Raw genomic sequence first — 12,720 nt, 5'->3', positions numbered from 1 at the left:
AGCAAAATTACACGCCGGTAACCTTTCTTTAAGTAAGGCTAGGACTGCGCATCCTTCATCGCCAGAGAAAATGTCATCGACCACATCATGATCTCCAATGAGCTCGATCAAGCTTGGATCGTGCAGTCCGAGCGGGTGGTGGCGCCTTTCGATCTGGTGCCCGACTATGCGAGCAGCACCTCGGATCACTTGCCGGTTAAAGCACGCTTCCTCTTGGAATGCACCCTTCTGCCGGATGAAATCAGCAGCGAGAACAGCAGCTTCTGCATCGGTGAGACGGTCATCTTGACAGTGCCAGAATCCGCCGCCCGTATCCAGTGGCAGCGGTTAGATGCAGATAACAACTGGCAGAACATCCCCGAAGCTACTGAGGCGACCTTCTCCTTCACTTTTGAGGAAAATGCCAGCTATCGCGTACGCTTTGCCGATGCTAGCTGCGAGGTCTTCTCCGCACCTATTCAGGTGCAGGCTGCCGAAGACTGTGAGTTTATCATCGAAGAGCAGGTCTTCGGAAACCCTCCTTTGCGCATCGCGCCGAGGCTGGAAGAAGGACAGCGCTTCGTGCTCCTAAGTTTAGATGAGGGCATCACGGCTGTCAATCCAGAAAACCCTGAGGAACTGCTCCTGCTCGGCGCGGGCCAAGCGCTGGCAGAGATCCAGATTTTCGAAGGTGAGCGCCTGCTGCGCACCTTGCCGATCAGCTTCCGCATCGCGCCTGCTACCTTAAGCATTATCGTCGAGGAAGGGCAGTTTAAGTTTGAGGGAGAGGCAGATCCGGTCTTCACCTTCTTTGCCGAAGGTTTATCGCTCCAGATACTGAGGCCATCCTAAGTGGTGCCCTGGAAAGAGCCCCGGGAGAGCTCCTGGCCGCTACCTCATCAGTCAAGGTAGCCTAACGGCAGGCCCGAACTACGCCATCGCCTTCACCGCCGCCGAATTTGAAATCCGCGAGGTAGAGGAAGTAGTGGAGCCCGGACCAAGTGAAAACCCCGTCGCCTTACTCCAATACGATCTAGCCGGACAGCCGGGTAATCAAGCCAGCACTGAGCCCGTGGTCTTGGTTAGCGGAATCTCTGGACAGCCCCTCACCCGAGGCACTGGACTGGGAGCCTCTGGCGCAGGTAACTCTTTCTCCAGTAGCGGTTGGAATGCCGGCGAGGAACGCTTCTTCCGTTTTGGGTTTACGGCCCTGCCGGGCCAAAGCGTGGACCTCAGCAGTCTCCGTTTCGGCTACCGCTCTTCTAACACCGGACCCACTAACATGGCCCTGCGCTATAGTGGCGATAACTTCACCCAGAATTTAGCCACTTTCACCAGTATCAATGCATTCGGAAATCTCGAAGTAGACCTTTCTGCCCTTCAAGGGCTGACTGGCCCAGTAGAATTCCGCATCATCGCACTGGATAACACCTCCGCAAACGGCGGAACCGTGGCAGCGGGTGGCACCTTCCGGGTGACCAACTTCTTCCCAGGCGATCAACCCATCACCTTTACCGGGGTCGTACGCGCCAGCGGGGAAGCAGGGATTCCTTTTATTAGCACCGATCCCGAAGCTCTCAGCTTCCCTAGAACCTCCATCCGAGAAGAAGGGCCTGTGTTGAGTTATATCCTGAGCGCACGCGACCTCCAAGGTCCCGTAGAAATCTCCGGACCTGAAGTCCTGCGCTTCTCCTTAGACGGCAGCAACTTCCAAGCACCGCTCAGCATTCCTGCTGAAAGTCTGAAAGCAGAGGCACTTACCCTCTTCGTGCAGTTCAGCAGTGCTGAAGCCATTAACCTGGCTTCTTCCATCCAGCACAGCACCAGCGGCATCCCGCCTGTATCCCTAGCCGTCACCGGACAGCGCTTCGACCCTTTCCAGATCTTCGAGGACTTTAACACCTCCTGTCAGGAAGGACTGCCTGACGGCTGGACTGCCATCGCCATTACAGGACAGCAGCTGTGGGAATGTACCCAGTTCGGTAGAGCCGGAAATAATGCCACTGCCAATGCACCTTTTGGCCTGCAGGCCAATGGCTTCGCTAACGGAACGCAGCAAACCAACGAGCAGTGGCTCATCAGCCCTGCCTTTGACCTGAGCGAATTCGACTTCCCGCTCCTCTCCTTCTGGACCCGCGTAGCCTTCGCAGGGCCACGACTGGAGCTCTTCATCGCGCAGGACTTCAGCGGAGACCCACAAACCGCCACTTGGATCGCATTAGAAGATCGGTTCGCAACGGAAAATTTCTGGACCTTCTCTCAGGAAATCGACCTTTCCGACTTTAAAAATGCACCCGTTCATCTGGCTTTCCGCTACCGTTCTTCGCCGGAAGAAGGCGCTGCACGCTGGACACTCGATGACTTCAGCCTACTCAACTCCGACACGCCTCCTGCCCCATTCCTGAATGTAGGTATCGGCAATGTCGATTACACCCACTTTGGAATCACGCCAGAGGGTACCGTGGCACCGAAGCGCTACAGCTTCCCTGTCACCCTGAGCAATGCCACCGAGCCGCTGCGCATCAGCGCTGCTCCGGGCTTCGAGTTCAGCATCGAGGGAGAAAATAACTTCAGCCCCGTCTTGACGCTGAGCCCAGAGCAGGCGCGCAGCACCCAGAACATAGAAGTGCGTTTCGCACCCGCTTTTGCAGGTGCATTCAGCAGTGTCATCCAGTTCCGATCCGGAGACCTCGAAGAGCGCGCCGGCTTCCTAACAGGGGCCACCATCAAGCGTAAGGACTCCTTCGACGTGGTCACCTGGAACATCGAATGGTTCGGTTCTGAGGCCTCCGGCCAAGGGCCTGCCGACACCCAACGCCAGCTGGAGAACGTGAAAAAAATCCTCGAAGACTTGGATGCTGATGTCTATGCCTTCCAGGAAATCACCTCTATCGAGCGCTTTAAACAGCTCGCAGATGCCCTGCCAGACTACCGTGGATTTATCTCTCCTGCGGTATCTCAGGTAGGAGATTTCGCTGACGCGCAAAAACTCACCTTCCTGTACAAAACTACCACCGTGGACTCCGTGGCCACACGCGTGCTCTTAGAAGGGGTTCAGGAAAGTGACTTGGTAGGCTATCCTTCCAGCCCGAACCGCTTCTGGGCTTCCGGTAGGCTGCCCTTCCTCTTCGAGGTAGAAACTAAAATCAATGGCGTACAAAAACGCATCAATCTGGTCAACATCCATGCGCGTTCGAATGGTGGTGGCGAAAGTGCCGGCACCCCTCGGTATGCCATGCGCAGGTTTGATGTCGGTGTCTTGAAAGATTCTCTAGACACCTATTACGCAGATGTGCCGCTGATCATCTTAGGAGATTATAACGATGACTTGGACGAGACCGTCGCCGATCAAAACGCACCAACTGTCAACACTTCCGAAACCTCGTTTATCCGCTTTATCGAAGATGAGCAAAATTACACGCCGGTAACCCTTTCTTTAAGTAAGGCTGGACTGCGCTCCTTCATCGCCAGAGAAAATGTCATCGACCACATCATGATCTCCAATGAGCTCGATCAAGCTTGGATCGTGCAGTCCGAGCGGGTGGTGGCGCCTTTCGATCTGGTGCCCGACTATGCGAGCAGCACCTCGGATCACTTGCCGGTAAAAGCCCGCTTCCTCTTGGAATGCACCCTTCTGCCGGATGAAATCAGCAGCGAGAACAGCAGCTTCTGCATCGGTGAGACGGTCGTCTTGACAGTGCCAGAATCCGCCGCCCGTATCCAGTGGCAGCGGTTAGATGCAGATAACAACTGGCAGAACATCCCCGAAGCTACTGAGCGACCTTCTCCTTCACTTTTGAGGAAAATGCCAGCTATCGCGTACGCTTTGCCGATGCTAGCTGCGAGGTCTTCTCCGCACCTATTCAGGTGCAGGCTGCCAAAGACTGTGAGTTTATCATCGAAGAGCAGGTCTTCGGAAACCCTCCATTGCGCATCGCGCCGAGGCTGGAAGAAGGACAGCGCTTCGTGCTCCTAAGTTTAGATGAGGGCATCACGGCTGTCAATCCAGAAAACCCTGAGGAACTGCTCCTGCTCGGCGCGGGCCAAGCGCTGGCAGAGGTCCAAGTTTTCGAAGGTGAGCGCCTGCTGCGCACCTTGCCGATCAGCTTCCGCATCGCGCCAGCTACCTTAAGCATTATCGTCGAGGAAGGGCAGTTTAAGTTTGAGGGAGAGGCAGATCCGGTCTTCACCTTCTTTGCCGAAGGCTTTATCGCTCCAGATACTGAGGCCATCCTAAGTGGTGCCCTGGAAAGAGCGCCGGGAGAGGCTCCTGGCCGCTACCTCATCAGTCAAGGTAGCCTAACGGCAGGCCCGAACTACGCCATCGCCTTCACCGCCGCCGAATTTGAAATCCGCGAGGTAGAGGAAGTGGTGGAGCCCGCTCCTGATCCGATCGAAAAAATACGCGATTTCATCGCGGGAACAGGGGATGCACCGACTCAGGCTGACTACGCAGCATTAGACCATGTCCTGAATGCCGATCAAGTAGTGATCTTGAACGCCTACTTGTTGATCGTGGGTAGCCCAAGCATCAGTGAAGCGGAACTTGCGGAATTCGTCGCAGAACTCCTGGCCTTCCGTGATACCGATGGCGACGAGGTACCCGATATCGTCGAAATCATCCAAGGAACAGATCCGCTGGACCCAGCCGATTATCTGGATAGTGATGGAGACTTGGTGCCAGACTTCGTAGAAAACCTGCAAGGGACTGATCCAAAGGATGCCCAAGATTTCCTAGATACCAATGGCGACGGCGTTCCAGATTATGTACGTGTACGCTCCGTGCTCACGCTAATGGACCTAGAGCCATACAGCTGGATTGGGGTAGCGCCTTCGATGCAAGCCAGCTCCCTACGCAGGTCTTGGCCACCTTTGGTAATGGCAGTGTACTTCCTCTTGAGGTGCGCTGGGAGATGCAAGCCATCGATCCTTTTCAGTCGGGCAGCACCCTACTTTCAGGTAATTTGGAACTGCCGCGCGGGCTCTTTAATGCCTATGCACTGGTGGCCACTCAGGAGATCGTCATTTTGGCAAAGCCTGCTCCTCGTGGTCTGACCTTGTCAAATGCTAGCTTCACGGCCGGGGCATCACTACAGCTGGTGGGTAGTATCAGTGTGGATGACCCATCGGATAACGTGCATGTTCTTAGCCTAGTGGAAGGCGTGCTAGATAACAGGCTCTTTGCCCTTCAGGGCCAGCAGCTATTCTGGAACAGTGCCGAGCCATTCCCGGGCCAAGACCGCTTCGAGGTGCGCATTCAGGTGCTGGATCGAGATGGCAATACCCTCACGGAAGATTTCACAATCACGCGTAACCGCATCGCTTTAGCGGACATGGAGATCTTTAACACCTTCACTCCGAATGGCGATGGAGTAAACGATACGTGGGGCGTGCGCGACCTACGATTCTACGAAGAAGTGGTGGTTCAGGTATTTGATAATTCGGGTCGCAGGTTGTTCCTGTCTCGCGACCCGAACAGCTTCTGGGACGGCACCTGGGATGGCCGTACACTTCCTGTGGGCACCTACTACTATGTGATCCGCGTAGGTGAGACGGGCGAAACACGAAAAGGATTCATCACCCTGCTGAAACAATAAAAAAATGGGAGGGCTTCGGTCCTCCCGCTTGAAGACCATGAAAAAATTTCTATCTTTCTTAATAGCCTGTTTCTTGCTCGCGGTTTCGCTGCGGCAAAAGGGCAGTCGCGCAAATTCATTTCGCAGTTTAGCCACTTCCAAAGCTACTACAACCCCGCACTTACGGGCTATGAGGGCAGCTCGATCCGGGGAATGGTGCGTAATCAGTGGGCCGGCTTTGACGGTGCTCCGATGGGCTACTTCCTGTCGGCTGAAGTTGACTTTGCTGAGCTGTCTGGAGCGGGTGCGGATGCCGCCCTGACGGGCAAAAATGCTTTTGGAATCAATCTCTTTCAGGATCAGTATGGCCCTTTTAACGATACAGAGCTTATCATCAGCTATGCCTCACGTATTCGCATCAGCGAAAAGTTTAATTTGCGCCTCGGCGCGGGTGTAAACAGCAACTTCGTGCAGCTGGATGGGAATCGCTTAAGCAGTGAGGAAGCGGGCGATGCGGTGATCGGGCAGTACATCAATAGTTTTGCGCAGATGCGTGTGCTGGACTTTAACCTGGGCGCTGCTCTTACGCATGAAAACTTCTATGTTTCTTATGGTATGCAGCAGGTAAATCGGGGAGCGATCCAAAGTGGCGATGTGTTTTTCGAGCGTCGTGCTACCGTATCCGTGGTGCAGGCTGGTTTTCGGCAGACGCTAAGTGAAAACTTGAGTTTGGCGACGAACTTCATGTACCGCGACCAGGTCGATTTGCCCGCTAATGTGGAGTTTAATTTAAAGGCTTTGTTTGCAGAGCGCGTCTGGGTAGGTGCTGGGCACCGCGTGGATTATGCGAATAACTTTCATGTAGGCTTTATCTGGGACAGTCTACGCTTAGGCTATGTGTATGAAATGCCGATGACGCGCTCCTTCCTTTTGCCACAGCCGACACATGAATTTATGGCAAGCTTTTTCCTGTTTGGCGATAAGACGAGCAGAGCCAAAAGAATTTGGTAAAATAGCTTCAGCCGTATAGGTTAATTTCAAGCAGTGAGGGAGATGTACCTCACTGCTTTTCTTTTTAAGGCCTGGCAAACAAGTATCTTTATAAAACCTATAACAAAAAAAATTTCGGTAAATGAAGATAACTTTAGGGGAATCTGGTTTTAAGCTGAGGAGATTTTAGGTTTTCCGACCGCGAAAATGATTGCAAATAATAAAAATCTCACTTTTAAGCCCGATTTTTGCTCATTCATCCTAGAAGTAAGGATGAAGCCTTTTATTTTTCTTAATTTGCGGTTTAAAGTCACGCCTAATGTCTACGTTTGAAGAGATCAGACCTTTTTACGATACGGAAGTAAATGATGCACTTCGGGAGATCATCGATCATCCCATGCTAAAGTCTATCATGAACTTTACCTTTCCCGAAATGCCAGATGAAACCTGGAAGAGCCAGCTCTTACGCTGCTATTCTATTCGGGATTTTCAGATCAATTTTATCTACCCTGCCCTCACGCGGATATTAGAGGTGAGTTCAGAAGGCCTTAGGCAGTCTCAGGATTCGAGCAGCTTGAAAAAATTACACCTTACCTTTTCATTTCGAATCACCGCGATATCATTTTGGATACCTCGCTGCTGAACAAATGTCTGTTCGAAAGTGGTCAGGCCATGACGACCTCCGCTATCGGCGATAACCTGATAAAAAAGCCTTTTCTCAAGACCCTCTCCCGACTCACACGCAATTTCACCGTCAAGCGTAAATTACCCGCTCGGGAGCTTTTAGAGTCAAGTAAGGTGATCTCAGCCTTTATCCAGCAGTCGCTCTGGCGGGAAAATCGCTCCGTGTGGATTGCGCAGCGCGAGGGACGTACCAAGGATGGCCATGATGAAACACATAAGGGGGTTCTAAAAATGATCGCCATGTCGGCGCCAGAGGGCATGAGTGAGATGGACTACATGGCTCGCCTAAACATCGTGCCCGTTTCCATGTCGTATGAATACGATCCTACGGATGCCCTGAAAATGCCCGAACTCCTCGCCAAGCTCCGCTCTGAGCCCTATGTCAAAGGAGAAAATGAGGATTTCATTTCCTTGCTTTCCGGCATAATTGGCATGAAAAAACGCATCCATATCGCCCTCGGACCTGTCCTGAATGAAGAAATCGCCCGTATCGGCGAACAAGAAAAAGGTGCCAACAGGCAATTCAATGCGTTAGCGGCCTTGATCGATAAAACCATTATTTCTAATTACCGGCTTTGGCCCACCAAGTACATCGCCTATGACTTGCTGCATGGAACCGAACAGTTTCGAGAAAAGTACAGCGACGCAGAACGGACTTTCTTTATCGAGCGCTTCACGAAAAATGTGGACCAGCAGGATCCCCTAGCCAAAGAAAGCTACCTCAAAATGTACGCACAGCCCGTCATCAATCAACTGGAATTTCAAACTGCCGACTAAACGCATCAGCGCCCCATCCGATTTAGAATGGGGCGCTATTTATTTTTCATGCCTTTTGGCGTTCATGCCGCCTATTACAAGCGGTCCTACTCATCTCCTTGCACCGTAACCCACTACAAGACTCCTTTTGTGGAAGGAAGCACCTGCAGGGCGTGCTCATCTCGGCGAACGGCCATCTTGATGGCACGCGCTAGCCCTTTAAACAAGGCTTCAATCTTGTGATGCTCATTATCGCCAGAGACCTGCATGTTCAAGTTGCACTTGGCCGTATCTGAGAAAGACTTAAAGAAGTGAAAAAACATCTCCGTAGGCATATCTCCAACCTTTTCACGCTTAAAGGTGGCGTCCCACACCATCCAAGGTCTTCCCCCGAAATCAATGGCTACTTGCGCTAAAGCATCGTCCATAGGCAGTAAGAAGCCATAGCGGTAAATTCCCTTTTTATTACCCAGCGCCTTCAAATAGGCCTCCCCGAGTGCTAAGGCCGTATCTTCTATCGTATGATGCTCGTCGATATGCAAATCACCCTTCACTTGAATAGTTAAATCCGCACCACCATGCTTGCCCAGCTGCTCTAACATGTGGTCGAAGAAAGGCAGCCCAGTCGAAATAGAGCAGCGCCCCTGCCCGTCTAAGTTTAAAGCGATATGGATTTCTGTTTCGGAGGTTTTGCGCTCCACTACTGCCGTCCGTGCAGGAAATACCAAGAAACGGTAAATATCTTCCCAGCTTTCAGTGCTCAGCGCCGCACCTGCCGCAGGCTCCTTCCCGATGAAAATCGCTTGAGTCCCTAAGTTTTCGGCTAGCTGCACGTCTGTCAAGCGATCGCCGATCACATAGGAATTCGCTAAGTCATAGTCTTCCGACTGGTAAGCTGTCAACATCCCTATTCCCGGCTTACGGGTGGGCAGCTGCTCATGCTCAAAACTCTTGTCGATATGGATAGCAGCGAAGTGTATCCCCTCTCCTGCTAAGGTGTCGAGCATCCGTGTGTGCGCCGGCCAAAATGTTTCTTCGGGAAAAGAAGCCGTACCGAGGCCATCCTGGTTGGTCACCATGACCAACTCAAAATCGGAATGCTCGCATATCTTGCGCAAGAAGGTAATCGCTCCGGGATAAAACTGTAGCTTCTCCAGGCTATCTACCTGGAAATCGATCGGTGGCTCCTGAATGATGGTGCCGTCTCGATCTATAAATAAGACTCGCTTTTTCATAATTTCTCTGCTGCTAATGTGCCCGCCACTTGCTCGAAAGCGGCTAAAAACGCTTCATTTTCTTCTCGTGTTCCTACGGAAATCCGTAAACAATCCGCACAAAGAAGTACCTTCGAGCGATCCCGTACGATGATGAATTGCTTCAACAGCCCTTCATACACAGCCCTCGCGTGGGGGAGCTTACATAATATAAAATTGGCATGACTAGGAAACACCTTTTCCACAAACTCAGAGCGTTCCAAGGCTTTCTCCAAGAAGGCACGCTCCGCTAAAAGTGACTTCACATGCCCATCCAGCTGTTCTGCCTGTTCTAAGGCTTGTAAAACCTTTTCCTGCGTCAGCCCGCTGATGTTATAAGGAGGCTTGATTAAGTTGAGCACGCGAATGAGTGCCTCAGAAGAAAAGGCCATACCCACACGTAAGTTGGCTAATCCCCAAGCCTTCGAAAAGGTCTGAATAACCACTAAATTTGGGAAATCATCCAGCTCAGTAATAAAGCTCGGTTCATCAGAAAAGTCGATATACGCCTCATCCACCACTACAATTCCAGGGAACTCCCTAATCAATTGGCGTAGTGCACTGCGTTCCATTTTATTCCCGGAAGGATTATTAGGCGAGCAAAGGAATAGCATTTTCGTTTCTGGACGCACCGCCGCTTGAATTGCAGCCACGTCAGGCTGAAAATCAGACGTTAATGGCACACGGCGAATTCCTACTGCATTTATCCCTGCGCTCACCTCGTACATGCCGTAGGTAGGCGGTAACAGCAGCACCTCGTCACGGTTCGGCTCACAAAAGGCGCGAATCAAAAGATCGATAGCCTCATCACTGCCATTTCCTAAGAAAATCCGTTGCGCAGGAATCCCTTTTAGGGCGCTTAGCTTCTCCTTAATCGCCTGCTGATACGGATCTGGATAGCGATGATACTTGCCGTCCACCCAGTCTCCAAAAGGGTTCTCATTAGCATCCAGAAAAATCCCTTCCTTTCCTGAATACTCATCACGTGCCGAGCTATAGGGACTCAGCTTCGCGATGTGTGGTCTTAATAGCGCTGTAACCTCCATCACTTGTCTTTCAAACTTTTTAAGCGTACCGTCACCGCATTTTTGTGCGCCTCCAGCAGCTCATGTTCCGCCATGATTTCCACAGTGGGTCCTAAGATTTGAATTCCCTCCGCTGTGATTTTCTGATAGGTGATTTTCTTTACAAAACTATCTAAAGAAACCCCACTATAATTACGTGCATAGCCGTAGGTAGGCAGCGTATGATTGGTACCAGAAGCATAATCTCCCGCAGACTCCGGCGTGTAATTTCCGATAAAGACAGAACCCGCATTCACGATTCCTGCCACTGCCTCTTCTTCATGTGCCACACAAATAATCAGGTGCTCCGGCGCATAAAAATTAATCAGATCCAGCGCCTTATCCGGATTTGGCATCACGATGGCCACAGAATTTTCCAGCGCTAAACGCGCAATTTCCTTACGCGAAAGCTTTTGTAGCTGACGCTCCACTTCCTTTAAAATACGCTGTGTCACTTTCTCTGAAGAAGCTACCAGCACCACCTGGCTGTCGATGCCATGCTCCGCTTGAGAAAGCAGATCAGCCGCCACAAAAGCAGGCTCCGCACTTTCATCCGCATACACGAGCACCTCTGAAGGGCCTGCCGGCATGTCGATGGCCACCCCTTTTTGCGTAGCCAGCTGCTTAGCAGCCGTTACATATTGATTGCCAGGCCCGAAAATCTTATCCACCTGCGGGACACTTTCCGTGCCATAGGTCATGGCCGCCACCGCTTGAGCACCACCCGCCTTGACCACTTTATCTACTCCGATCAGTGCCGCCGTAAACAAAATGGCAGGATGTACCTTTCCTTCCTTGTTGGGAGGCGTACAAATCACCACTTCTCGGCAGCCGGCTAATTTGGCCGGAACGGCCAACATTAACACCGTAGAAAATAAGGGAGCGTACCCCCTGGCACATAAAGCCCTACACGCTGAATCGGCACCGAACGACGCGAACAGTGCACACCCGGCAGCACCTCTAACTCCAGCGGAGCCTGCACCTGCGCCGCATGGAAGGCCTCTATATTGGCCTTTGCGGTGCGAATCGCCTCCTGTAACGCCTCCGGCACCTGTCCCTGTGCCTCTGCGAACTCCTCAGGCGCACCAGCAGCTCCTCTATGGCCACATGGTCGTATTCTAAAGCCAACTTGATCAGCGCTTTATCCCCCTGTCGCTTTACCTTCTTAAAGATAGGCTTCACGACCTTTTCGATGTCTTTCGTTTTCTGTACCGGTCTTGCCAGCAGCTTTCCCCACTCTTTCCGGGCCGGGTGAATGAATATTTTCATAAATAAAGAACTAAAGGTCTTATACGATCATTTTTTCTATCGGCACCACGAGGATGCCCTCAGCGCCCGCCGCACGCAGGTCTTCTATTTTATCCCAAAAGGTCTCTTCGTTGATCACCGAATGCACCGAGGACCAACCTGCCTCCGCTAATGGCAAAATCGTCGGGCTTCGCATCCCCGGCAGCAGGCTTGTAATCTTTTCTAAATTTTCGTTCGGCGCATTCAGCAGCACGTACTTGTTGTTTTTGCCCGTCTGCACCGCATTCATACGGAAAAGCAGCTTCTCCACCGTCTCTTGCTTCTCGGCAGACAGATCTGGATGTGCGATCAGCACCGCCTCAGACTTGAAAATCTCCGCCACTTCTTTTAGGCCATTCATCATCAGCGTAGATCCTGAACTGACGATGTCGCAGATCCCCGCCGCTAAACCGATGCTTGGCGCAATTTCCACCGAGCCTGAAATCTCATGAATTTCCGCCTGAATGCCCGCGTCCCGTAAAAAATCGCCTAAAATTTTGGGATAGGAAGTAGCGATACGCTTGCCCTGAAAATAGCTCAAACCCTCGTAGCTCTCCCCTTTCGGAATGGCCAGCGACAGGCGACACTTCGAAAAACCGAGAGGCTTGATCACCTGCACCTCCTTGTCCTTCTCCACCAACTCATTTTGGCCCACAATGCCTAAATCTGCCACCCCATCGGCCACATAACCGGGGATATCATCATCGCGCAGGTATAAAAACTCTATGGGAAAGTTCGTGGAAGTAGATTTCAGTTTTCCAGTACCATTGTAAAACTTGATACCGCATTCTTTTATTAACTTGAGCGAATCTTCACTTAAACGACCGCTTTTTTGGACGGCTATACGAATAACTTGGTTCATCTAGAATATGAATTGGATGTAAAAGCTTGAATTTCTTTTAATGAATCGGGGTGTGGGCACATGTGCCAAAAACCACCGTGGGGCGATATGTAAAAATAATTCCTCCTTAGGAGGAATGATGCCAAACATGAACAGAAGCATGCGCAGTGCTGCTTAAGGGGGTGGATGAAAAGAAAAAGACTAATCCGCTGTTCATAGTGTTACAAATTTAACCGCTTCTACATCCAACCAAACCCACTCAGCCGAATAATTCATGGATATAAGGCCCT

The 12,720-nt window shown here is 51.6% G+C and carries 10 protein-coding genes and 1 pseudogene; 7 read left to right on the top strand and 4 right to left on the bottom strand.

Annotated elements, in window-relative coordinates:
- Positions 1–87: 87 nt before the first annotated feature.
- The 7 genes from A3SI_RS02060 to A3SI_RS02035 all read left to right on the top strand — a co-directional run bounded on the left by A3SI_RS02060 (position 88) and on the right by A3SI_RS02035 (position 8,006).
- Positions 88–831 (top strand): hypothetical protein, encoded by a 744-nt coding sequence (locus A3SI_RS02060; protein WP_009053414.1) that lies wholly within the window; start codon positions 88–90, stop codon positions 829–831.
- 133 nt (positions 832–964) lie between these two features.
- Positions 965–3,955 (top strand): choice-of-anchor J domain-containing protein, encoded by a 2,991-nt coding sequence (locus A3SI_RS02055; protein ID WP_009053413.1) that lies wholly within the window; start codon positions 965–967, stop codon positions 3,953–3,955.
- Entirely contained in the window at positions 3,847–5,034 is a 1,188-nt protein-coding gene (locus A3SI_RS19275) for an MBG domain-containing protein (RefSeq protein WP_162098401.1), read from the top strand. The genes A3SI_RS02055 and A3SI_RS19275 overlap by 109 nt, the downstream gene beginning before the upstream one ends.
- A complete protein-coding gene (locus A3SI_RS02045) occupies positions 4,983–5,576 on the top strand; it encodes a gliding motility-associated C-terminal domain-containing protein (protein WP_162098400.1) in 594 nt (197 codons plus the stop codon). Before A3SI_RS19275 ends, A3SI_RS02045 begins: the two co-directional genes overlap by 52 nt.
- Positions 5,577–5,621: 45 nt before the next feature.
- A complete protein-coding gene (locus tag A3SI_RS02040; protein WP_040669819.1) occupies positions 5,622–6,566 on the top strand; it encodes a PorP/SprF family type IX secretion system membrane protein in 945 nt (314 codons plus the stop codon).
- Positions 6,567–6,864: 298 nt separating this feature from the next.
- The gene (locus A3SI_RS22035) at positions 6,865–7,188 is read left to right on the top strand and encodes a hypothetical protein (RefSeq protein ID WP_316929041.1); all 324 of its coding nucleotides are present in this window, start codon (positions 6,865–6,867) and stop codon (positions 7,186–7,188) included.
- Complete coding sequence (locus tag A3SI_RS02035; RefSeq protein ID WP_316929042.1) at positions 7,128–8,006, top strand: 1-acyl-sn-glycerol-3-phosphate acyltransferase; 879 nt, start codon at positions 7,128–7,130, stop codon at positions 8,004–8,006. The genes A3SI_RS22035 and A3SI_RS02035 overlap by 61 nt, the downstream gene beginning before the upstream one ends.
- 113 nt (positions 8,007–8,119) lie before the next feature.
- Here the strand turns inward: A3SI_RS02035 and hisB are convergent, their stop codons facing one another.
- From hisB to hisG, 4 genes and pseudogenes are all read right to left on the bottom strand, one after another.
- Positions 8,120–9,220: a bifunctional histidinol-phosphatase/imidazoleglycerol-phosphate dehydratase HisB gene (gene hisB / locus A3SI_RS02030; RefSeq protein WP_009053409.1), complete on the bottom strand. Its 1,101-nt coding sequence runs from the start codon at positions 9,218–9,220 to the stop codon at positions 8,120–8,122.
- Complete coding sequence (hisC, locus tag A3SI_RS02025) at positions 9,217–10,284, bottom strand: histidinol-phosphate transaminase (RefSeq protein ID WP_009053408.1); 1,068 nt, start codon at positions 10,282–10,284, stop codon at positions 9,217–9,219. Before hisC ends, hisB begins: the two co-directional genes overlap by 4 nt.
- Positions 10,284–11,571 (bottom strand): annotated as a pseudogene (hisD, locus tag A3SI_RS02020) (histidinol dehydrogenase). Before hisD ends, hisC begins: the two are co-directional and overlap by 1 nt.
- Positions 11,572–11,590: 19 nt before the next feature.
- The gene (hisG, locus tag A3SI_RS02015; RefSeq protein WP_009053404.1) at positions 11,591–12,451 is read right to left on the bottom strand and encodes an ATP phosphoribosyltransferase; all 861 of its coding nucleotides are present in this window, start codon (positions 12,449–12,451) and stop codon (positions 11,591–11,593) included.
- Between the last annotated feature and the right edge of the window lie 269 nt (positions 12,452–12,720).

The sequence above is a fragment of the Nitritalea halalkaliphila LW7 genome (assembly GCF_000265075.1).
Lineage (GTDB): Bacteria > Bacteroidota > Bacteroidia > Cytophagales > Cyclobacteriaceae > Nitritalea > Nitritalea halalkaliphila.
This window is presented reverse-complemented; position numbering and strand designations above follow the sequence as displayed.